This window comes from Microbacterium meiriae (genome assembly GCF_032364335.1).
GTDB classification, from domain to species: domain Bacteria; phylum Actinomycetota; class Actinomycetes; order Actinomycetales; family Microbacteriaceae; genus Microbacterium; species Microbacterium meiriae.
This window is the reverse complement of record NZ_CP133984.1, coordinates 480,605-502,172: the sequence shown is the minus strand read 5'-3', so window position 1 is coordinate 502,172 and position 21,568 is coordinate 480,605. Positions and strand designations below refer to the sequence as shown.

The following is a 21,568-nucleotide window of genomic DNA, read 5'->3' as shown; positions in this document are numbered from 1 at the left end:
GTTGTCACTCGTAGCTCGGCGGCACCCACAGCAGCTGCGCGGAGACGAGGCCCCGATCGCGGCTGACGATCTGCGCACGGCCGGGGATCGCGGGAACCGCCTTCACCTTGCCGATGAGCTGGCCCTCCTCGGGGCTGCCGGAGAGCAGGATGCCGGTCGCACCCAGGTCGGTCATGCGCTGGATGATGGGATCGTACGCGGCGCGGCTCGCCCCGCCGGTGCGGCGGGTGAGGATCACATGGAGGCCGAGGTCGGCCGCCTGCGCGAGGAGCGGCGCGAGGACCGCGACCGGGTTGCCCTGCGAGGTCGCCACGAGATCGTAGTCGTCGATGAGGACGAACCCTTCCGCGCCCTTCCACCACGACCGGCTGCGGAGCTGGTCGGGCGTGACGTCGGGTCCCGGGATGCGGCTGCGGAAGAACTGGGCGAGCTCGTTCATCCCGCCCTCCGTCATCTCGTGCGACGTGAGGTAGGCGCCGAGGTACTCCTGCGGGATCTCGCCCAGGAGGGCACGACGGTAGTCGACGACGAAGATCTTCGCCTCGGTCGGCCCGTACAGGCGCGTGATCTCGTGCACCACGCCGCGGAGCATCGACGACTTGCCGGAGTCCGCGTCGCCGTACAGGTACAGCAGCGGCTCGGCGACCGGATCGATCGAGAACGGCGCGAGACTCGCCTCATCGATGCCCAGCAGCAGCTCGCGGGGCTCCGTGCCGTCCGGCGACTGCGCGGCCGCCACCGCGCGCAGGTCGGCATGGCTGATGCGCGAGGGCAGCAGCCGCAGCTTCGGCCCCGCCGGTCCGTGCCACGCCGCCGCGACCCGGGCCACGAGGTCGTCGATCCCATCGGCGAGGCTCGACGCGTCGTCCACCCCGTCGACGCGGGGCAGCGCCGTGAGCATCTGCAGGCCGCGGTCGTTGAGGCCGCGGCCGGGGATGGCCGTGACGTTCTCCGCCGCCTTGCGGTTGACCTCGGAGTCGGTCGGGTCGCCCAGGCGCAGCTCGATGCGGGTGCCGATGAGGTCCTTGATGTTCGCCCGGATCTCCATCCAACGCGCCGCCGTGATCACGACGTGGACGCCGTAGGTGAGACCCCGCGCGGCGATCGCCTGGATCTGCGGCTCCAGCATCTCGAACTCGGCGCGCAGCGTGCCCCAGCCGTCGACGATGAGGAAGATGTCGCCATAGCCGTCGTCGGTGAGACCCTGCGCACGGCGCTGGCGGTACGCGTCGATCGAGTCGATGCCGTTCTGCCGGAAGTACACCTCGCGGGCGTTCAGCAGGCTGGTGACCTCGGCGACCGTACGGCGGACCACGTCCGGCTCGGAGCGGGTCGCGACGCCGCTGATGTGCGTGAAGTCCTGCAGGCCGGTGAAGCTGCCGCCGCCGAAGTCGATGACGAAGAACTGCACCTCCTGGGGCGTGTGGGTGAGCGCCAGCGCGGCGACCGTCGTCCGCGCGAGCGTGCTCTTGCCACTCAGCGGCGCGCCGACGATCGCCATGTGGCCGGCCGCGCCGCCGAGGGAGACCGCGAGGTTCTCGCGGCGCTGCTCCAGCGGCACGTCGACGATGCCGAGCGGGACCGTGAGCGCCCCCGCACCCCGCCAGCGCGGGGAGACGAGCCCGAGCGACGGGTCCTCGACGAGGTCGCCGAAGAGCTGGTCGAGGGTGGCCGGCGTCACCAGCGGCGGCAGCCACACCTGGTGGGCCGCGGGGCCGCGTCCCTTCATGGACTCGACCGCGATCTCGAAAGTGTTGCGCTTCTCCTCCGGTTCGGCGTCGACCATGACCTCCGGCTCGTCCACGGGTGCCTCCGCCCGCCACACCGGCGCGGCGGTGAACAGCTCGACCGCCGTCGAGCCGGTGCTCTGGCCGGAGCCGCCGGACGACGCCCTCCGGCGACGACGCGGCGGCGGGCCCGATACGTACGCGGCGCGGAACTGCGTCATCGTCTCGGTGTCGGACTTCAGGATGCCGGCGCCCGGCTGGGTGGGCAGATGATAGGCGTCCGGCACGCCGAGGACCGTGCGGGACTCGGCCGCCGAGAACGTCCGAAGACCGATGCGGTACGAGAGGTGCGTGTCGAGGCCGCGCAGCTTTCCCTCCTCGAGCCGCTGGGAGGACAGCAGCAGGTGGACCTGCAGCGAGCGGCCGAGGCGGCCGATGTTGACGAACGTGTCGACGAACTCCGGCTTCGCCGACAGGAGCTCGGAGAACTCGTCGGCGACGATGAGCAGGGCAGGAAGCGGCGCCAGGTCGGTGCGTCCGCCGCGACGCGCCTTCTCGTAGTCGGCCACGTTGGCGAACGGGCCGGTGGCCCGCAGCAGCTCCTGGCGGCGCACCATCTCGCCCTGGAGCGCATCCTGCATGCGGTCGACGAGGGAGATCTCCTCACCGAGGTTCGTGATGATCGCCGAGACGTGCGGCATGTCGGCCATACCGGCGAACGTCGCACCACCCTTGAAGTCGACGAGCACGAAGTTGAGCTGCTCCGGCGAATGGGTCATCGCGAGGGCCAGCACCAGCGTGCGGAGCACCTCGGACTTCCCGGAGCCGGTGGCGCCGATGATGAGGCCGTGCGGGCCCATACCCTGCTGCGCCGATTCCTTGATGTCGAGGATGAGCGGGCTGCCGTCCTCGGTCTGGCCGATCGGCACGCGGAGCCGGTCGCGCTCCAGGCGCGGCGCCCATGCGGCGTCGAGGTCGAGGTCGCGCACGTCGGGAAGACCGAGGAGCTCGACGAGCTCGGCCTGGCCGGTCGCGCTCTTCTTGCTGGCGATCGCGGTGCCGCCCGAGTACAGGGCGATGAGCCGGCGGGCGGTCGCCTCGGCCTCCACGATGGTGATCGCGTCCGCCTCGAACGGGCGTGCGGGCACCTGCAGGCTGACGAGCTCGGCGCGTGTGCCGGCACCGCCGGTCTCGAACGCGATGCGCAGGGCGTTCGGGTCGTCGAGATCGCCCCACCGGGCGGGCAGGTCGATCACGGTCACGCCCTGCACGCCGTCGCCGGTGACGAGGGCATCGTTGAACGACGTGGTGGCGCCGTCCGTGACGATGACGATGTGCGGCGTCTTCGGTCCGGAGCCGTCGCGGGCGAAGCGCGAGCGTTCGCGCACCTCGGGCGGCAGCATGTCCTCGAGCTCGGACAGCTGCGAGCCGATCATGCGGGCGGCGCCGAGGCCGTCCCGCACGGTGCGCGAATGCGTGTGCGGCAGCCACTTCGCCCACTCCCACTGCGGGAGCACGCCGGTATCCGCGGCGATGACGATCTGCAGCACGTCGGGGTCGTGCATGGTGGCCGCATGCAGCAGCATGGCTCTCGCCAGCGCGCGGGTCTCGTCCTCGTCGCCCGTGATCTCGATGCGGGCGTAGTCGCGGAGGGTGACGCCGAGCGGGAGGTTCTTCTGGACCTCGTGCGTCAGCATGAAGCGGTGCGCGGCCGAGGCGGCGACGGGGTCGAGCTGCGCCAGTGGCGGGAGCTCCGGGGCTTCGAGCGTGACGCACAGCGGCTGATCGGTGACGCCCACGCGGACCGACAGGAAGTCGGGGTCGTTGACGCCGCGCTCCCAGACGCGGGTGCGCTCCTCCGCGAGGTACGGCAGAGTCGACGGGGCGGGCAGGTGCCAGTTCGCGGAGCGGCGCTGCTGTCGGGCGGCGACGCGGACGGTCTGCCGCAACTCGGTCAGGTACGCCAGATACTCGCGGCGGGCACCGAGCGTGGCCGCCTGCCGCTGGGAGCGCTGCCGCCAGCCGTTGACGGCGACGAAGCCGAGCGAGGACAGCAGGAACATGCCACCGGTGAGCAGACCCGTGACGGACTGGTTCGACATGGTGACCATGACGATCGCGCCGACGCTGCCGAGCATGGGCAGCAGCGACCCGAGGATCCCGATGCCGCCGTCGTTCGGCTGCAGCTCCGGCGGGGCCTGGACCGGGAGCCTCCCGGAGGGGACACGGGGCGGGGCGAGACGGGGTCCTGTCATGCTCTCTCTCCGGCGCTGCTGTCTGTACCTAGCAGGAGGCTGATGGTGAAGCTGCGGTTGCCCATGCGGACACGGTCGGCGTCGTCGAGGAGCACGCGCTCGCCCGCGACCAGCTCGGTCGTCTGGCCGTCGTCGCTGCGGACGTCGGAGCCGTTCGTGGAACCGAAGTCGGTGACCCAGGTGCGGCCGCGGGAGTGCTCGATGCGCAGATGGGTCTTCGAGACCGACGCGTCGGGGTCGGTGACGATGATGAGGCGGTCGTCGTGGGCGCTGGCGACGGGGCCGCGCCCGAGGTTCGCGGCCACGGGGAGGGCGAGCTGCACGCGCTGACCCGTGTCGAAGATGAGCAGCAGCGCCCCGGTCTCGGGGGCAGGGGCCGGGGCCTCGGCACCCGCCTGCGACCCGGGCGCCGGGGCGACGGTGAAGAGCGGCCGATCCGATCCGGGTGCCGCCGGTTCCGGGGTCTCGGTGCGGCGGGAGGCCGCGCGGGCGTCGGTGGGCTGGGAATCCTCGTCCACGACAGACGGCGACGCCACCAGCGGCACGACCTGCGGCGGAGCGAGCGGAGCGGCCTCCACCGCGGCAGGAGTCGGCGGAGCCTCGATGGCCGCCTTGGCGGGCACGGCGACCACGACGGTGCCGGCCACGCGGTCGGCCCAGGACTGCCGTCTGCCGCCGCGATCCCAAGCGCTGGAGGCGACGACGACCCAGCTGCCGACAGCCACGAGGAAGCCGGCGCCGGTGATGATGCCGCGGACGAACTGGCGCCCGATCCCCGGGGACCACGGCCGGTCGGCGCGGGCACTGCGCAGGCGCAGCACGGCGTTGCCGAGGGTGAGGCCGGTCCGCGCCTCCAGCACCCAGAGGAACAGGGCGAGCTCGAAGACGGTGAGGCCCGCGAGCAGCACGCTCTGGGTCAGCACGAGGACGACGGCGGACGCGAGGAACACGGCGGCCGCGTCGAGGGTGAAGGCGGCGATCCGCTGGATCGTGCCGGCGGGTGCTCCACGGAAGGCGGGGCCGAGGTCCTCGGCGGGTCGCGGGACGGCACGTCGCGACGAGGCGATCGGCGTGGGCGGCGCGGGCGTCTGGCGGAGCGGCGTGCCGTCGACGCCCGGCGGCGCCGCGATCAGTGCGGGCGGCAGCGCGGGGATCTCGCCTGGACGGTCTCCGCCGGGCGCCATCGGCGGGATCGGACCCCCGCTCGGCCAGGACTGTGATGGGCCGTTCCCGCTCATCCGGCCATCATTCCACGAACCAGGGAGAGCGCATTCGCGTAGAGCAGGGCCGACGGTAGGGCGAGCGCGACGGCGAGCCACTCGAACGCGTCTCCGACCCGCGACCACACCAGCGACTTCGCGCCCTTGGACACCGGGATGACGACGGCGACCGCCGCCAACCCGACGAGGAACAGCAGGGCCGCTCCGAGCAGGTGGAAGCCGCTCCCGAGGGCCGCCGCGACCTGGATGCCGGCGACGAGGCAGACCACCGCGGCTGCGGCGCGGGGGAACCACCGGAGGAGGCGCGAGGTGGTGTGCCGCGGCGTGAGCAGCAGGGCGAGCGCGAGGCAGCAGAGGAGAGCGATCCCGCCGGATACCACGAACGCGTCATCGGGCCAGGGCCGCAGGAACGCGACCGGAGCCATCGCCGCGGCCACGATGCTCAGCACGGCGGTGCCCGCGATGAGGCGCGCGGAAGAATCGTCGACCACGGCGGTGATGCGCTCCGGACGCAGCAGCCCGACCGACTCGGGGATGGCTCCGCGCACGGTCCACCGGCTGGTCATGAAGTGCTTGTAGTCGATGAAGTAGCCCTCGGGCAGGTTGACGAGGCTGCTCGGGAGGGCACGCAGGCCCAGCGGCACGAGGCCGAGCGAGAGGGCGGCGGCCTCCGCCTCCCCCCAGCGCAGCAGCAGGGCGAGGCCCCAGACGGCGGCCAGGCCCACGAGCAGCACCGTCGCCGTGCCGGCGGCGGCGCGCATCGGCCGAGCCCTGGCCGTGACGGCGATGATCGCGGTGGTGATGCCGGCCGCGAGGAACCCGGTGGCGGTCGACAGGTGCGACGCGTCCTCCAGCCCGGCCGGGATGAGGAGAAAGCCGGCCGCGAACGACAGCAGCACCGGCGCGAGCACCCCGAGGATGCCGCGCACTCCCGCCGCGGAGTCCCGTCGCGCCCACGCGACGGCGCCACCGATCGCACCGGCGGCGACGAGGAGGGCGACGAGCAGCCGGATCAGAGGATCGACGGCGCCCTGGGCGAAGACCGCGACGAGCAGCATCCCGCTCACGGCCAGCAGCCACCACCGTGCGCCGTGGTCGGCGCGCGTCGGGCCCGTCGCCTTCTCCACCGGGCGCGCCTGCGGAGCCAGAGCCGTGCGGTCGATGAGCGCGTAGAGGCCGCCGTCGACGAGGTCTTCGCACTCGGTGTCGCCGGGGATCTCGTAGCCCCCGGGGCCGATCGTGACGAACCGGTCCGCGTCGGGGATCCCGCTCAGAGTGAGGGCGTCCTCCAGGGTCTCGTCGAGCGGCAGGGAGAGGTCGATGCGGCGGTCTTCGCTCTGGAGGACGATCCGACGCCGCTCTACGATCTCGACTGACACACCTGCACCCTATCCACTGCGCGCGACTCTCGCCGCGGGGCACCGCCGCAGGCGGTCCCGGGGTTCACGATGCCCCCGCGTCGACCCTCGTACCGCGCCTTCTCGAACCGGAGCGGCGTCATTCAGTCGGTGGGTTCGTCGCGGGATCCGGCGCGAGCACCCTTGGCGCGGGGGCCGGCTTCCTCGTCGTCCTCCAGCTTCGGCGCGATAGGACCACCGAGGCCCGAACGCTTCGCCTTCTCCTCCTCGTCGGCGCCACCGGCGCCGCCCATCATGCCCATGCCGGGTCGGCCACCGGCACCGGCCGCACCGGAGGACCCGGTGCCCGAGGCACCCGCCCCGCCGACGCCGCCGGCACCGGCCATACCGCCAGGACCGCCTGCTCCACCGACGCCGCCGACGCCACCGACAGCGGAGTTACCGAGCAGACCGCCACCGACCTTGAACCCAGCGCCGGCGCCCGGCCCGAAGCCGGCACCGCCGAGTCCGCCCATGCTGCCGAAGCCGGCGATCTTTGAGCTCGCCGCGATCGCCGCCGCACCGGCGCCGCCGCCCACGATGCCGCCGAGGCCGCCACCACCGCCGGGGAAGACCCCGCCCGGAAGGGCACCGCCGGGAAGCGAGCCGGAACCGGAGCCGCCAGGACCACCGGAACCGCCGGGAAGACCGCCACCGGGCCCGCCCGGAAGCAGGCCGCCGCCGGGAGAGTCGATCGAGGGATCATCGCCGCCCGCACCGGGAGGGGTCGGCTCCCAGCCACCGGGAGGGATGGGCTCCCAGCCGCCGCCGGGAGGTGTCGGCTCCCAGCCACCAGGGTTCACCCCGCCGATCTGTCCACCGCCAGGGGAGGCAGGCGGACTCACGCTTCCAGGGTGACCTCCGCCACCCGGGATGGAGCCACCGGGAGAGCTTCCACCTGCGGGATAGGTGATGTGCGGAGCGGTGACATCCGTGCCCGGGTCCACCGGCTTCGGTGGCGGTGTGGGAACCGCGACCCGTGGATCGAAGTTCGCCAACGTCGCCGAGGCTCTTTTGAGCGACTCAGCTGACGGCGTCAGATCTTGCTCGATCTGCTGCACGATGCGCTTCGCCTCTTCCTCGCGCTTGTTGCCGAGGAAGCTACCGATGACGTCCAGCGCCTTGTCCGCAGCGAGCGGCCCAAGGACGGGGTGCACGACGACGGAACCGACCTTGGCGGCGTTCGCCCAGAACGGGTCGACGCGGGTCGACGGAAGCTCCGTCGATGCCGCGTTGCGGCGGTAGGTGTTCACGTTCTCGATCGTCGTGGTGAGCTGTCCGACGTAAGTTTCGAGGATGCGGAAGTTCTCCTGCAGCTTCCCCAGCGACTCTCGTGCGGCTTCGAAAGAGCTGCCCTTCCACGCCGACGAATCCAGCACGGTGCCCAGTGCACCGACGAGAGAGTTGAGCGCCGTCTGCAGGGAAGCGGCTTTCGGGATGCGCCAGTCCTCGAGTCCGCGAATGCGATTGAGCTCGGTTTCGTACGGTCCAGTCATCGGTCTCCCCCTTGTTGCGTCTTCTGTCGTCGTGATGAGCTCGTCAGCACCACGGCGAGTACCACTCCGCCGATGACGAGGATGGCGAGCACGGCCCCACCGCCGATCAGCAGCGGTACGAGATCCGTCCCCGCGGTACCCGCATCATCGCCCGCCTCACTCGTCGGCTGCGGAGAAGCGCTCGCGGCGAGCAGTGCGGCTTCCTCGTCCACGTTGGCCTGCTGGGGAACAGCGTTCTCATCGTCGGCGTCCCAGAGCGGGTTCACATCCGGGTACTTCGTCGGATCGACAGCCAGCATGCCGGAGAGCGATATCGCCCCGTACCCGCCGCTGTTGTTCCACTTCGGTTCGTGCTCGCCCTTCGTCCCGGTGTTGTGGATCATGCTCTGGATGAGCTGATTGGACGTCGCCTCCGGGTACTTCTGCTTCACGACCGCCAGGAAGCCTGCCGCGATCGGCGTCGCCAATGAGGTCCCCGAACGCAGTTGCTGCGCGTCCCACGAGTCCGCGGTGCCCTGCGCGATGATCTCCAGCCCCGGAGACGCCACCTTCACGTCCTCACTCAGATTCGGCGAGGGCTCGGCGAGCACCGGATCGTACGTCGAGTACTGGATCTTGCCATCGGGACCGAACGCCTGCACGGCGACGACACCGTTGTAGCTCGAAGGCCAGTCACCGACCCCGCCCACGTTCGGCAGCGAACCCAACACCACGACTCCGGCGGCATGAGCCTTCGCCACCGCATCGGCTGCGTCGACCAGCCCGCCCAGCGAAACCGAGATGATATCCGCACCGTCGTCCACCGCAGCCGAGATCGCCTTCGCGAGACCCGACGCGAGCTTTCTCTCTTCCCGGGTTTCGCCGCTACCGATCAGGTCCCCGTTCTCCTGGAGACAGGTCGACTCGACATCATTTCCCTCCGGCGCGCTGGTGGTGATCATCGAGTTGTAATAGAGCACCGTCGCGCCCGGCGCCACACCCTTGATGGGGGTGCCGCCGACCGCCTCTCCCGTGCCCAGGATCATCGAGGCGACGTTCGTGCCGTGATTCGCCGCGACATAGTCCGAGGAGATCGCGTCATACCGCTTTCCCGACTCGTCGAAACAGAACGACTCCTCCCGCACCTGGAGGTCAGCGCCCCGCAGACCGGGAGCATCCGGATTCACCTGGGTGTCGATCACGGCGATCGTCACTCCGGAACCGTCGAGGCCCGCGTCCTGTGCGGCCTGCACCTTGCCCCGGTTGAAATACCACAGCCCGCCCTCGGACGCATCCGATGCTGTCGCCGGCACGGCGACCGCGACGCTCATCGCGACCACGCCGATCGCGGCAGCGACCAGGTGTCGTCCGCGTTTCATCAGTAGTCCATCTCCTCGGGCTCATCCGTCGAGGTCTCCGAGGTCTGCGCCCCTGCGGGCATCGGCTGGGGCGTCGTCGGAGCCTGCTCCACGGCGGAATCCAACAAGGAGAGGATGAGCTTCGCTTCGTCGGCGATCGCTGCATCTTGTTCCGCGATGGCCATGACCGCGAGACGCATGGCTTCATTGGCGTCGTTCAGCGCGACGATCGAGTTCTGTGTCGCCTTGCCCATGCCGTCAGCGACGCTCCTCACGGCGTCGCGAAACTCCGCAGTCGCTTCCGACACGCCACCTTCCGAGACGGCGACCTCGGATGCAGCAGGAAGCTGCTGCATGTCCCGCTGAATGCGCTTGATCTCAGCGAGTATCTGATCAAGGTCGATTCCGATGGTCATCGACGCCCCCTCTTCTTTCCTCCGGCGATCCCGTCACGCCTGCTGTACCGTCCGGTGGCTTACCGAAAAGCACAGCAGACGGCGCGGGCCCGACGCATCGCTGCGTCAGACCCGCGCCCCGGGTTCACGCGCCGAAGCGCCCCGCAGCCGACTTGTCGGTCTGCACGTACTGACCCGAGATCTCCTCGGTCTTCCCGGCGATCTGCGTGAGCAGCTGCTGCATCTCGCTCAGCGAGCGGTTCCACTTGGCCTGCGCCTGGTCGTAGGCCTGCTGCGCGGCACCATCCCACGCCGCACGCAGCTTGCTGACCTCGGACTCGAGGCGGTCCAGCTCGGAACGAATACCCTGCGACCCGCTGCGGATCTGCGCCGCGAGAGCGTTGACCTGCTCCGGGCGAACGGACATCGACTGCATCATGTTCTCCTTGAAATCTCTGCGGTCTGCGCTCAGGCGCCCATCATCGAGCCGAGGCCCGAGATGGTCTGCTGGTGAGCTTCTTCGGTCGCGGCCTGGTCGCGCTCGGTGCCGGCGAGGGCATCCTCGAGCGTCACGAGGACCTCGTTGAGCTGACGAGCCTGCTCGTCCCACCGCGACATCAGCGTGGTGAACGATGCGGCAGCCGCACCCGTCCAGAACCCGCGCAGCTGCTCGATCTCACCGCGGACCTTCTTGGTCTGCTGATCGATCCCGGACTTCGTCTCCCGCACGGCCTGGGCTCCGCGACGCAGAGCCCCCTCTTCTGCGGAGATGACATCAGCCATTACTCACTCCCTCCGGTCCCCATGAGGACACACGCGGGGGAGCGCCTTCCCGATACGGGACGACTTCGGAACAACCCCCGACCAATCTGTTTCCGCACATAGGCTAAGGCAGGTCGGTGCCCATTTCCAACGGCCTGGACAGATCCGTATCGAAATTTCTACGTTCGATCGATGAATTGCCCGGACCCGGCCCGAGCCGCCTCAGCCGCAGCCCGCGCGTGCGCAACGGATAGGATCTGGCCAGTCAACTAGAGTGAGTCCGGGCCGGACCCCCGCAACGCCTGCGGCGGGAGAGCATCGCACACGTGGGGGGACACCACCGATATGAGCCAGAGCGGCACCGTGGCAGGAACCGTGCTGCGGATCTCCGTCGTCAGCGACGACCGCAGGCTCGACGTGGGCGTGCCGTCGCAGGTCCCCCTGGTCGAGATCATCCCCGGCTTCGCTCGGAGTCTCGGCGTGCTGGATCCGACCCTCACGCACGGCGGATACGCGCTGCAGCGGGCGGACGGCACACCCCTCGACCCCGCTCGCGGCGCCGCGGCCCAGGGCGTGCACGACGGCGAGCTGCTGACCCTGGTGCGCGGCGGCCTCATGCGCGAACCGCGCATCTACGACGACGTCGTGGAAGCCGTGATCGACGCGACGGCGGAGCAGCACAACTCCTGGACGCCCGCGGACAGCTCCCGCACCGCCCTCTTCGTCAGCCTCACCTTCCTCGCCCTGTGCGCCGTGCTCCTCGTCGCGACGCCGCCGACGTCTCTGCTCCCGGCGATCATCGCGGGATCGGGCGCGGTCGTGCTCAGCGTCGCGGCCGCGGTGCTGATGCGGCTGCGGCAGCCCGAGGCCGGTCATGCGCTCGGCCTCACCGCCGCGGCGTACGGCGGGCTCGCGGGCTACCTCGCGGTCCCCGCGCAGAGCATCTGGGGCTGGCCGCTCGCGGCTCTCGGGCTCGGACTCGTCGTGGTCGGGGGCCTCAGCCTGGCCGTCACCCAGGACAAGCCCGAGATCCACCTCGTGCCCATCGCCCTCGGCGCCTCGATCGGGATCACGGCCACGGCGGCCGCGGTCTTCGGCGATCCGCTCGCCTCGTACGCCCTGATGCTCGCGACCACGGCGCTGCTCGCGAACGGCATCCCCTGGCTGGCCCTGAGCTCCACCCGCATCCGGGTGATCTCGCCGCAGAGTGATGCCGACATGTTCTCCGCACCGCAGCCCATCGATGCCGAGGAGGTGAAGCGTCGCGCCGCGGCCGGTACCCGCACGCTGATCGCGCTCCGTGCCGCGCTCGGCCTCGCCGCCCTGATCGCGACCCCGCTCGTCGCCGCCAGCGGTGTCACGGGCGCCGTGCTGTGCGTGCTCGCCTTCGTCGGCATGATGTTCCAGTCGCGGCAGATGCACGCCCGTCTCGGGGTGCTCGTGCTGATGGCGATCGGGGCCATCGGCCTCGCCGCGACCGGTGTGACCGTCGCTCTGACCCTCCCCGACGTGCGCACCTGGATGCTGCTCATCCTCGTGGTCGCGACCGTGGTCCTCATCGGTCTCACGCTGCTCACGCCGAAGGCCCGCCTCCGCCTCACGCGACTCGGCGACACGGTCGAGGTCGTCGCGCTCGCCCTCCTGCTCCCGCTCGGGGTCATCACGGCGGGGCTCGTCTGACCGATGGCGACCAAGAAAGACCTGATCGAGGCCCAGGGCTTCAGCCGACGACGACTCCTCTCCGCCTTCACCGGCGGCGCCCCCGGCGGCAAGGAACTCGAACCCGCCAAGCCGCTGCGCGCCGTGATCGCGGGCATCGCCCTCACCGTCGGCGTGATCCTCGTCGGCGTGTTCTGGGGCATCATGCAGCCGGGCCTCCCGGGCGACTGGCAGAACAATCGCCTCATCGTCGCCACCGACACGGGCGCCCGCTACGTCTCGGTCGAGGGGACGCTGTACCCCGTCATCAACACCGCCAGCGCCCGCCTGCTCATCCCGGCCGGCGAGTTCAAGGTCGTACGCACGGATCAGGCCGCCCTCGACGGCATCCCGGTCGGCGGCTCGATCGGCATCCTCGGCGCCCCCGACGACCTGCCGACACCGAGTGCCCTGATCAACACGGCATGGACGGCGTGCGTCGACGACGCCGCCGGCACCGCCGTCTCGCTGTCGGGGGCGCCGATCGCGGCACCGTCGACGGGCACGGGCGCTGTGGTGCAGCGTGGCGACGAGCTCTTCGTGATCGCCGACGGCCTGCGGTACGCCGTTCCCGCCGACGACGCCAACGCGGTGCTGCGCGCGGTCGGCCTCGGCACCAGCGACGTCATCGAGGTCGACGGGCGCTGGCTCAACCTCTTCGAGAGCGGCGCCGATCTGGAGCCGATCCGGCTGAACGCCGTCGGCGCCCAGGTGCCGGGGACCGACCTGACGGCGGGCACGATCGTGCACGTGCAGGGCAGTCCCGCGGACGAGCGCTACGTGGCGCTCGCGACCGGGGAGCTCGCGCGCCTCAGCCCGCTCGCGTACCAGCTCTACCTGCTCGGCAGCGCGCAGGAGGCCGGCGCGGACGAGGAAGAGGTGTCGCCGGCGGAGGTGGCCGACGTGCCCACCGTGCCGAACGCCGGTGGCGATGACTGGCCCACGCTTCCGCTGACGCCGCTCGCCTCCGGCGAGACGCCGTGCGCGGTCCTGGGTGACGACGCCCGCACCGTCCTCGGATCCACCAGCACCGAGCTGCCGGAAGATCGCGACCGCGTCGGCGTCACCGTCGGCGGCGGCGCCCTCGTGCAGACGAGCGGCCCGTCGGACGAAGCGGTGGGCATGGCCGTGCTCGTCGACGAGTCCGGCACCGCCTACGCCGTCCCGGGCGCCGTCCTGGACGAGTCGGCCGAAGACGCGGCGAGCGGACCACTCGCACAGCTCGGCTACACCCCGGGCGACGTGGGGCGGGTGCCGAGCGCGTGGATCGAGTTCTTCGCCGCCGGGCCGGCGCTGACCACCGAGGCCGCGAGAGAGTCGCCCGGCTCCGGGGCCGACTGATGCGCCGCCGTGCCGCTCTCGCCACCCTCGTGGTGAGCGCAGCCGTGCTGGGGACGCCCGCCGCCGCGGTGGCCACGCCGGCCGCCCCGGCGACGATCGTGTCGATGGCGACCGGCGCCTGCGAGCCCGGCACCGTCGTGTTCGCTCCCGAGACGCCGTCGGCACTCGCCGCCCTCGGCGCGGATGACGCGAACCGCCTCGCCACCGGCAAGGGCGTCGTCGTGGCGGTCGTCGACTCCGGGATCGACGCCGGCAACCCGCATCTGGCCGGCGTCGTCGTCGGCGGTGTGAACCTCGTCGGCGACGGCGAACGCGGCGACGGCTTGAGCGATCTGACCGGACACGGCACGGCCATCGCGGGGCAGATCGCGGCGCAGCCCGTCTCCGGCTCCGGTGTCGTGGGCCTCGCCCCCGACGCGCGCCTGCTGTCCGTGCGCGCGTTCCGCAGCGATTCGCCGCAGGACGTCGACAAGGGGTGGGGCCCGAGCGCCCAGCGCCTCGCCGACGGCATCAACTGGGCGGCCGACAACGGCGCGGACATCATCAACGTCTCATCGTCACAGGAGACGGACTCGCCTGCGCTGCGCGGGGCGGTAGAGCACGCTGCTGCCGTCGGAGCGCTCGTCGTCGCCAGCGGCGGCAACAGGGCCTCCGACCCCGAGGCGGAAGACGGAGCCCGGTATCCCGCCGCCTACGAACAGGCCCTCGGCGTCAGCGCGGCCGACGCCAACGGCCTCGCGACCGACAGCTCGATCCACGGGCCGCAGGTCGGCGTCACGGCCCCCGGCGCGAATGTCCTCACCGCGGCGACGGGCGGCGGCGACTGCCTGTTCGCCTCCGACGCCCCGGCATCGAGCTTCGCGACCGGCTACGTGAGCGCGGCGGCCGCGCTGGTCGCCCAGGCGCACCCGGACGGTCCTCCGGCGGGGTGGGCGTATCGACTGACGGCCACGGCACTCCGCGCGGATGCCGACAACCGCGACGACGTGAACGGCTGGGGCTTCATCCGGCCGTCGGCCGCCATCCAGCTCCTCCCCGACCCCACCACGCGCGGGCCCGTCAGCCCCTTCTTCGACACCGCGGAGAGCGCGGTGCGACCCCCGGTCGTGAGCGTCGACCCCGACCACGGCGTGCCGCCCTTCATCCTCACCCGCGAGGTGGCGCTGATCGCCGCGATCGCCGGGGCGAGCCTGCTCGGGGTCCTCGGCATCCTCATCGTGCTCCGGCGACGCCGGGAGTCCCCGCCCGACGCGGCGGCCGACGTCGAACGACAGGGCGGCCTCCTCGACCGCCCCGAGCCCGAAGTCTGAGAGGGCGGACACACGATGATCACCACAGGTCCCTCCCCCGTCGATGGCGTGCGCAGGGCCGCGCGGCTGCGCGGCGTCCTTGCGATCCTCCTCGGCGTCATGAGCGTGGTCGGGGTGCTGGTGACCCTGGATCTGTGGACGCAGACCATGGCTCCCGCGATGCTCTCGCTGCCGAGCAACCTCCTCCTCACGGCTGGCTTCGGCGTGGCCACCGCGCGATCGTTCGCCCTCTCTCGTCGCGGCGGGCACACGGAGAGCAGCGCCGCCGCAGACCGGCTCATCGCCCTCGCCGGTCTGATCGTCGTCTTCGCCATGGTCTTCTCGGCGCTGACCGCCGTGGGCGCCGAGGGATGGCTCGGACTCGTCCTCTATGCCGTCGTGCTGACCGCCGCCCTCGAGACGCTGCTGCTCCTCACGTGGAAAGCGCGCCCGCTCGCGGGAGACCTCCGCTCCCACCGGCCGATCGGGGAACGACGGCGCTGACCCGACTCAGCGGCCGGCGGCTTCCGCCTTTCGCGCCCTGACGACCGCCCCCACGAGCACCGCACCGGTGACCATGACACCTCCCGCCAACGGGAGCAGGAGCAGCCCGACGGCCGCGCTCTGCTGGTTCTGAACGACCTGACCGTAGACGAAGGCCCCCATGCTGCCCAGCACACCGACGAAGAGCGCCGCCGCGACGAGCCAGAGCAGTGGGGTCATCGCGGTGAGCGTCGTCGAGGGCTCCCGGACGAACCGGAAGGCGAAGCCGGCGAAGAGGAACGACACCGCTGCGACGACCAGAGCCACCAGACCCGCGAAGAGGAATCCCGGGTCGGTCCCCGCCGCGACGAGCGAGGGAATCGCGACGATCGTCGTCAGAGCACCGAACACAAGGGCGAACACGCCGGCGACACGTGGCCTCCGCGACGTGCTCGTCGTCGCCGACCGCTTCACACCCTGATCCATCCGTCCGTCCCCTCCCCCGACGTCCCACCCTAGCGAGGACCGCACGGCGCCTCCTTCCTCAGCCGAAGACGACGAAGCCCAGCACGACGAGACCGGCCACCGACACGACGCTCGCGCCGACGGTCGCAGCGAGGGTGAAGACGCTCCACCGCTGCGCCTGCTTGGCGACGGAGGGCAGCCCGGTCTCCACCACCCGCGTGGGTGCGGCCGCCCCGACGACGACGGGCGGGGCGACGGGGGTGCGGGGTGCCGGTCGGGGCTTGTAGATCGCGGGAGCCGGTGCGCCGTCCGGGGCGGCGAAGGAATCGACCGTGAACCGCGGCCCGGCGGTCTTCGGTACGATGCCGTCGCCTGCTGCGGCGGCACCCTTCTTCCGCCGCAGGCGTCGAGCCGGACGCGCGACCGCCACGGTGGCGTCCTCGGGGGCGTCGGTCGCCGGAGGTGCGGACCGATCGACGACCACGGTCGCGTCGTCGATGGCCTCACCCGCGGCGTCCTCGGGTCCGGCATCGTCCGGCTCATCGGCGACGGTGCTTTCGGGCGCGTCTACTGCGGCATCGTCGGTCCGGTCGGGAGCCGGAGCCGTCTTCGCGCGATCCACCACGATGGTCGCCTCGTCGACGGCGGACGAGGTGTCATCGGCCGCCGGGGGCACCGGGTCGACGGCCGCTTCGGCCCGCCGGCGGTCCCGCCGCGTCAGGATGACGGTCTCCTCGACCTCGTCGCCGCTCATCGCGCCCGTACCGGGACGGTCGTGCCGTCGAGCATCGAGTCGGTGACCGCGGACACCGCGGCCCGTCCGCCCGTCGCGTCGTCGGGACGGGTCCGCGCGCCGCCGGAGACGACGTCGATCACGAGGACCGAGACGTTGTCGCGTCCGCCGCCCTGCAGCGCGCGGCGCACCAGAGCCGACGCTGCTGTCTCCGGCCGGCCGTTCATGGTCAGGGTCGCGCGGATGGCTTCGTCGCTGACCTCGCCGGTGAGCCCGTCGGAGCACAGCAGGAGCCGCTCACCGTCGACGACGGGGAGGAGCCAGCTGTCCGCGGTGCTGTCCGGAGCGCCGACCGCCCGCGTGATGACGTTGCGGCGCGAGAACGAGGCGAGGTCTTCGGGGCGGAGCTCCCCGGCATCGACGAGCTCCTGCCCGAGGGAGTGGTCGATCGTGAGCTGCGCCAGCTCGGTGCCGTGGTGCCGATACACCCGGGAGTCCCCGACGTTGAAGACGAGCCAGTGCGGCGCCCCCTCGTGCTCCACGAGGGCCACACCCGTCACGGTGCTGCCTGCGCCGCGCTTGTGCGCGGAGGCGATCGCCTCGACCACGGCCGTGGCACGGCTCAGAGCGTCGCTGATGTCGCCGACGTCGACCGCTCGCCCCCGCAACGGCTCGAAGGCGGCGACGACGGCCGCACTGGCGCGGTCACCGGCGTCGTGACCGCCCATGCCGTCGGCGACCAGGAAGACCGGGCGTGCGTCGAGCACCGCATCCTCGTTGGCCGTCCGCGTGAGCCCGGTGTCGGTCAGCGCGGCGACCCGGAGGACGACGGATTCCACGGTCACGAATCGCGCTCCGCGACGACGTGCATGCCCACTTCGCCCAGGATGAACCGGCCGGTGCCGACCACGCTCTCCCCGGCGTCCAGGAGGGTCTCCGAGCCGTCGTCCGCGACCACCACGACGCCGTTGGTGGCGTGCAGGTCGGTCAGTCGCCACTCGTCCTCCTGCACCACCAGGCGGGCGTGGGTCTTCGACAGCGTGCGCGTGGTGTCCGGGATGGCCAGCCGCTGCTCGCCCGGCTCGCCTGTGGGGTTCCGGCCGATCACGACGCTCGCACCGGACAGCGAGAACCGGCGACCGTCGTCCAGCACGAGGACCCGCCGCACGCCGCGCTTGCGGGCGACCACCACCGTGGCATCGAGGTCGTCGTCGGTCGGGCGCGGTGTCACCACGGTCTTGTCGACGTCGGGGACCAGACCGCCCGGGACCGCGAGCGCCTCTGTCGCGGGGGCAGGCGCCGGCGCGCTCTGCTCCGCCGCGGGTGCCGCAGCCGTCATCGACGGAACAGGGCGGATCGTGGGCATCTGCGGGGCCTCGGGCTGACCGCCGTCGCGGAACGAGGGCGGCACGGGTCGGACGACACGGTTCGCCTCCGGAGCCGGCGCGGGGGCAGCGGGCTCCTCGCTCGGCGGCGAGTCCACGGAGGGAGCAGGGGCCGGCGCGGGCTGCGGGGCGGCCGGCGGTACGTCGCCCATCGCGGCCATGATGCCGGTCGTCGGCTGCGCGGGAGCGGAGGGCGTCGGCTGTGCGGCCGGAGAGGGTGGTGTCGGAGCCACCGCGGGCGGAAGCACGGGCGCCGCCGGCGGAACCGGGGCAGCAGGCGGAATCGAGGCAGTCGGCGGAACGGGCGCAGCCGGCGGAACGGGAGCAGCCGCGGGCGACGGCGCGGGCGGCGCCGGTGGTGCGAACGACGGAGACGGCGTCGAGGACGACGGAGCCGGCGGCGCGGCAGGCGGAGCGAACACCGGCGGCGCGAACGACCTCGGTGCCGCGGGCTCGCCCTGCGGCGCACCCGCGGTCGGCGGGGCACCCGGGGGTGGGGTCGGAGCGACCGCGGGCGGCGCGGCGTAGTCCGGGAAGATCAGCGACGGCGCCTCCGGCGATCCGTTCCCCGCCGGAGCGAGGGAGGGGATCGTGTACCCCGAGGCGTCGCGCGCGGGAGCCGCGGAAGGCGGAGCACTACGGCGCGGACCCGGCTGGAGCGCCGCGAGTCGGTCCCCCTCCGGATAGGGCGCCGGGCCCCACGCGAGGATGGTCGCCCACACGGGCGGCAGGAGGATGGCGAGGACCGTCATCCCCGCGCCCCGTCCGAACCGCCGGTTGATGCGATGCGTGGCGACGACCTTGAGGTAGATGCCGTAGAGCTGCACGAGCGGGATGAAGTAGAAGACCACCGACCAGGCGGGCACTCCCCCGCGGGCGAGGATCTCGGCCTCGTTGAGGACGGGCACCCATCCCTTCCACCCTTCCCCGTCGATGCGGGGGAACAGGCGCGAGAGCGCCAGGGCGTACCAGACGTAGACGGCCAGGCCGACGAGCAGGCCGAGTCCGACGATGATGGCGAGCATCGTGGCCGGACCGGAGTCCGCGGGCGCGGTCATGAGTCCCCCTTCTTCCGGTCATCCAGTGAACCGGTCCCTCCGAGCGTACCGAGCGTGGGTCGCGCGCCGAAGCCGGGGAGACGCAGGGAGCGCGTCCTCGCGACGAAAGACGTCGGCCGCACACGCGTGCGCAGACGCTGCCACCGCGTCCCCGTCTTCGCCAGCTCCGCTCGCTCCGCATCCACGATCGCCCACGCGGCCGTCGCGTCGTCGGGAGTCGGCGGGTGCTCGGCGAAGACGGCGCGGTCCACGAGAGCGGCCAGCCGCTGCGCGGCCGCACGACCGCTCGACTGTGCGCGCTGCGTCCGGGTGCCCTGCGCGACCATGGGCACGTCGTGGTCGGCGTACACGTCGGCGAGCTCCTCCCAGGCGCCGGCGAGCCGGACCTCGGGGTCCGGGGCCGTGCGGCGCGCGTGGGCACGTCGGCTCTTCGCGACCAGGAGCACGAGGAACGGCAGGGCCAGCAGGAGCAGGGCGAGCAGCCCCAGTCCGACGCCCTTGAGGATCGGCAGCAGGAAGGCGAGGACCTCCGAGCCCGGCTCCTCCAGCGGGGGCGCGTCGTTGTTCGCGTCGCTCTGCGCCTGCGGCGGGTCCAGTGCCTCGGACCGCGGCTGCTCCGGAACGGTCGGGTGCTCCGGCAGCTGCTCTCCCTCGGTGATGGCGCTCGGCAGCATCGCGTACTGCGGCGTCGCATCGACCGGGATCCACTCGTCGCCCGACGCACGCACCTCGACCCAGGCGCTCATGTTCGCGCCGGTGCAGACCTCGGTGCAGGCCGGGATCCCCGGGACCTCCTCCGCCGTCGCGAGTCGTGCGCCCAGCACCACGCGGGATTCGAGACCCCAGTGCTGCGCGAGGAGCGCCGCGGCCACGGAGAACTGCTCGTCGTCACCGACCGCCGACACGAGCAGCTCGGGGTCGGCGTCGGGACCGGCCCGCCGCTCCTGCTCCGTCAGCTCGGTGAACAGCTCCTCGATGCGCGCGGCCGAGTGTCCGGCGTAGCTGGGCGCGAACGCGTACCCCTCGGACGCCTGGAGCGCCGCGATCCACTCCGCAGCGGAGGCGTCCTCGAGCAGCGCGTGGCTCAGGTAGCCCCGCGACCGGAGGCGATCGATCAGCTCGAGGTAGCCGGCGCCGGTGCGCGGCTGCTCCTGCATCTCCGCCCACTCGACGAGCGCGGGGAATCGATCGGCGTCGAGGGTCGACCGGCCGCCCTGGAGGGCCGTGATGTCGCCCGGCTTCTCCGGCGCATCGATCAGCACGGAGTAGCGGTCACCGGGCACGAGGCCCTCCCCGCCACCGGGCGCATCGGCGACGGTGATCGCGGTGTCGCCGTCGGCGTTCACATGGAAGCCGTCGGCGAGCGCATCGGCACGCTCCCCGGAGAATCCGGGCGCCTCCGCGAGTCCGGCGGGTGCCGGCACCCAGATCCCGCGGTAGGCGTCGCCGATCGTCACCTCCAGCGTCACCCGGCCGGAGCCCGGGAGGGCGGAGCGCGGCAGACGACTGAAGCGGTCGTCGGCGTCGATGTGGAAGTCCTCGCCGTCGTACGCGTCGAGGGTCACCAGGCGGAGGCGGTCCACGGCGCCGGGGTCGCCCTCCAGCTGCACCACGGGCGTGTCCAGCGTGTCGCCGGAGAACCAGGACCGGTAGGAGCTGAGCGGACTCGGCTGTTCCTGCACCACGACCATGGGTTCGATCTCGTCGCGGAGCACGGAGCGGTCGGACCAGCCGGCCGCGGCGGGGGCGATCGCGAAGCCCGCAGCCAGGGCGACCACGGCCAGCCCCGCCGAGAGGAGGTGCCGGCGCACGGTGAGCCAGGCGGGGGTCGCGCGACGGGAGATGTTCGCCGCCGCCACGCTGCGCAGCGCGGCGGCGCGCTGCAGGCGCGTGCGCCCGACGAGCCAGACCAGCGACACCACGAAGACCGCCACCCCGACCAGCCATTCGCGCGGCGCGGGGAGCTCGATTCCCGCCACCGTCACGGGAGAGGACGTCCCGCTCACACCGAAGGCGATGCCGAAGACGCTCATCGCCACCACCACCGGGACGGCCGCCGCCGCCCGCTTGCCCCCGCCCCAGACGAGCAGCGTGGCGACGAATGAGCCGAACAGCATCACCACGAGGAAGGGGATGAGGACTGCCTGGTACTCCCCCAGCGGCGGATTCAGCGTGAGCATCTGCTTCCAGCCCAGCACGACTCCAAGCACCGCATCCCGCACACCGCCGAGGAACGCGGGCACGGAGGTCAGGGCGGAGGGGATCGCGAGGGGCACCGCGACGAGCAGGTACACGCCGGCCGCGGCGACCGCGGCGAGCAGCGTTCCCCAGCGCAGGACGCGCGCGACGACGGCGACGGCGATGCCGAGGAGGCCGCCGATGATCCCGACGGCGAGGGCTCGGGACGACTCGTAGACGGGCCAGGCGGCCGCCGTGGCGAGGAGCACACCGGCCAGCACGTATCCCAGAGACCAGAGCAGAAGCGCCGACGGCACGAACCCCCGTCCGGATCGCGCGCGTCCGCGCT

At 72.1% G+C, this 21,568-nt stretch carries 17 protein-coding genes; 4 read left to right on the top strand and 13 right to left on the bottom strand.

All coding sequences use genetic code 11. The features are described from left to right. Window positions 1-4 precede the first annotated feature (4 nt). The 8 genes from eccCa to RI211_RS02220 all read right to left on the bottom strand — a co-directional run bounded on the left by eccCa (window position 5) and on the right by RI211_RS02220 (window position 10,610). The gene (gene eccCa, locus RI211_RS02255) at window positions 5-3,982 is read right to left on the bottom strand and encodes a type VII secretion protein EccCa (protein ID WP_315638104.1); all 3,978 of its coding nucleotides are present in this window, start codon (window positions 3,980-3,982) and stop codon (window positions 5-7) included. Beyond that, on the bottom strand, window positions 3,979-5,166 hold the full coding sequence (locus RI211_RS02250) for an FHA domain-containing protein (RefSeq protein WP_315638103.1): 1,188 nt from the start codon (window positions 5,164-5,166) through the stop codon (window positions 3,979-3,981). Before RI211_RS02250 ends, eccCa begins: the two co-directional genes overlap by 4 nt. 50 nt (window positions 5,167-5,216) lie before the next feature. After that, window positions 5,217-6,581, bottom strand: a complete 1,365-nt coding sequence (locus tag RI211_RS02245) for a hypothetical protein (protein WP_315638102.1) — start codon at window positions 6,579-6,581, stop codon at window positions 5,217-5,219. A gap of 122 nt (window positions 6,582-6,703) precedes the next feature. Beyond that, window positions 6,704-8,095, bottom strand: coding sequence for a hypothetical protein (locus tag RI211_RS02240; protein WP_315638101.1), 1,392 nt, complete (start codon window positions 8,093-8,095; stop codon window positions 6,704-6,706). Then, complete coding sequence (locus tag RI211_RS02235) at window positions 8,092-9,453, bottom strand: S8 family peptidase (RefSeq protein WP_315638100.1); 1,362 nt, start codon at window positions 9,451-9,453, stop codon at window positions 8,092-8,094. Before RI211_RS02235 ends, RI211_RS02240 begins: the two co-directional genes overlap by 4 nt. Then, window positions 9,453-9,848 carry a hypothetical protein gene (locus RI211_RS02230; RefSeq protein ID WP_315638099.1) on the bottom strand — a complete coding sequence of 132 codons (396 nt, stop codon included), beginning with the start codon at window positions 9,846-9,848 and terminating at the stop codon, window positions 9,453-9,455. Before RI211_RS02230 ends, RI211_RS02235 begins: the two co-directional genes overlap by 1 nt. A 124-nt stretch (window positions 9,849-9,972) precedes the next feature. After that, window positions 9,973-10,254, bottom strand: coding sequence for a WXG100 family type VII secretion target (locus tag RI211_RS02225; RefSeq protein ID WP_081811619.1), 282 nt, complete (start codon window positions 10,252-10,254; stop codon window positions 9,973-9,975). Between the two features lie 41 nt (window positions 10,255-10,295). Beyond that, a complete protein-coding gene (locus RI211_RS02220; protein ID WP_187663161.1) occupies window positions 10,296-10,610 on the bottom strand; it encodes a WXG100 family type VII secretion target in 315 nt (104 codons plus the stop codon). 324 nt (window positions 10,611-10,934) lie between these two features. Between RI211_RS02220 and eccD the strand changes: the two genes are divergently transcribed. The 4 genes from eccD to RI211_RS02200 are packed head-to-tail and all read left to right on the top strand — an operon-like array spanning window position 10,935 to window position 15,421. Next, entirely contained in the window at window positions 10,935-12,269 is a 1,335-nt protein-coding gene (gene eccD, locus RI211_RS02215; protein WP_315638098.1) for a type VII secretion integral membrane protein EccD, read from the top strand. A gap of 3 nt (window positions 12,270-12,272) precedes the next feature. After that, complete coding sequence (eccB, locus tag RI211_RS02210; protein ID WP_315638097.1) at window positions 12,273-13,628, top strand: type VII secretion protein EccB; 1,356 nt, start codon at window positions 12,273-12,275, stop codon at window positions 13,626-13,628. After that, window positions 13,628-14,938: a S8 family serine peptidase gene (locus RI211_RS02205; RefSeq protein WP_315638096.1), complete on the top strand. Its 1,311-nt coding sequence runs from the start codon at window positions 13,628-13,630 to the stop codon at window positions 14,936-14,938. The genes eccB and RI211_RS02205 overlap by 1 nt, the downstream gene beginning before the upstream one ends. 15 nt (window positions 14,939-14,953) lie before the next feature. Further along, window positions 14,954-15,421: a hypothetical protein gene (locus RI211_RS02200; RefSeq protein ID WP_315638095.1), complete on the top strand. Its 468-nt coding sequence runs from the start codon at window positions 14,954-14,956 to the stop codon at window positions 15,419-15,421. A 6-nt stretch (window positions 15,422-15,427) separates the two neighbouring features. Here RI211_RS02200 and RI211_RS02195 read toward each other — a convergent pair whose 3' ends face one another. From RI211_RS02195 to RI211_RS02175, 5 genes are read right to left on the bottom strand one after another with little or no spacing between them, the layout of a single operon-like run. Further along, window positions 15,428-15,886, bottom strand: a complete 459-nt coding sequence (locus RI211_RS02195) for a hypothetical protein (protein ID WP_315638094.1) — start codon at window positions 15,884-15,886, stop codon at window positions 15,428-15,430. Between the two features lie 58 nt (window positions 15,887-15,944). Continuing rightward, a complete protein-coding gene (locus RI211_RS02190; protein ID WP_315638093.1) occupies window positions 15,945-16,619 on the bottom strand; it encodes a hypothetical protein in 675 nt (224 codons plus the stop codon). Continuing rightward, on the bottom strand, window positions 16,616-17,443 hold the full coding sequence (locus RI211_RS02185; RefSeq protein ID WP_315638092.1) for a PP2C family protein-serine/threonine phosphatase: 828 nt from the start codon (window positions 17,441-17,443) through the stop codon (window positions 16,616-16,618). The genes RI211_RS02190 and RI211_RS02185 overlap by 4 nt, the downstream gene beginning before the upstream one ends. Next, the gene (locus tag RI211_RS02180) at window positions 17,440-19,041 is read right to left on the bottom strand and encodes a DUF5684 domain-containing protein (protein ID WP_187663149.1); all 1,602 of its coding nucleotides are present in this window, start codon (window positions 19,039-19,041) and stop codon (window positions 17,440-17,442) included. Before RI211_RS02180 ends, RI211_RS02185 begins: the two co-directional genes overlap by 4 nt. Next, complete coding sequence (locus RI211_RS02175; protein WP_315638091.1) at window positions 19,038-21,536, bottom strand: transglutaminase domain-containing protein; 2,499 nt, start codon at window positions 21,534-21,536, stop codon at window positions 19,038-19,040. The genes RI211_RS02180 and RI211_RS02175 overlap by 4 nt, the downstream gene beginning before the upstream one ends. Window positions 21,537-21,568: the final 32 nt, after the last annotated feature.

What these genes read in the sequence shown, in the direction of transcription:
- RI211_RS02240 (WP_315638101.1), bottom strand. Translation starts at nt 8,095, where the DNA reads ATGACTGGACCGTACGAAACCGAGCTCAATCGCATTCGCGGACTCGAG.
- RI211_RS02220 (WP_187663161.1), bottom strand. Translation starts at nt 10,610, where the DNA reads ATGGCTGATGTCATCTCCGCAGAAGAGGGGGCTCTGCGTCGCGGAGCC.
- RI211_RS02190 (WP_315638093.1), bottom strand. Translation starts at nt 16,619, where the DNA reads ATGAGCGGCGACGAGGTCGAGGAGACCGTCATCCTGACGCGGCGGGAC.
- eccD (WP_315638098.1), top strand. Translation starts at nt 10,935, where the DNA reads ATGAGCCAGAGCGGCACCGTGGCAGGAACCGTGCTGCGGATCTCCGTC.
- eccCa (WP_315638104.1), bottom strand. Translation starts at nt 3,982, where the DNA reads ATGACAGGACCCCGTCTCGCCCCGCCCCGTGTCCCCTCCGGGAGGCTC.
- RI211_RS02195 (WP_315638094.1), bottom strand. Translation starts at nt 15,886, where the DNA reads ATGGATCAGGGTGTGAAGCGGTCGGCGACGACGAGCACGTCGCGGAGG.
- RI211_RS02205 (WP_315638096.1), top strand. Translation starts at nt 13,628, where the DNA reads ATGCGCCGCCGTGCCGCTCTCGCCACCCTCGTGGTGAGCGCAGCCGTG.
- RI211_RS02180 (WP_187663149.1), bottom strand. Translation starts at nt 19,041, where the DNA reads ATGACCGCGCCCGCGGACTCCGGTCCGGCCACGATGCTCGCCATCATC.
- RI211_RS02200 (WP_315638095.1), top strand. Translation starts at nt 14,954, where the DNA reads ATGATCACCACAGGTCCCTCCCCCGTCGATGGCGTGCGCAGGGCCGCG.
- eccB (WP_315638097.1), top strand. Translation starts at nt 12,273, where the DNA reads ATGGCGACCAAGAAAGACCTGATCGAGGCCCAGGGCTTCAGCCGACGA.
- RI211_RS02250 (WP_315638103.1), bottom strand. Translation starts at nt 5,166, where the DNA reads ATGGCGCCCGGCGGAGACCGTCCAGGCGAGATCCCCGCGCTGCCGCCC.
- RI211_RS02230 (WP_315638099.1), bottom strand. Translation starts at nt 9,848, where the DNA reads ATGACCATCGGAATCGACCTTGATCAGATACTCGCTGAGATCAAGCGC.
- RI211_RS02225 (WP_081811619.1), bottom strand. Translation starts at nt 10,254, where the DNA reads ATGTCCGTTCGCCCGGAGCAGGTCAACGCTCTCGCGGCGCAGATCCGC.
- RI211_RS02235 (WP_315638100.1), bottom strand. Translation starts at nt 9,453, where the DNA reads ATGAAACGCGGACGACACCTGGTCGCTGCCGCGATCGGCGTGGTCGCG.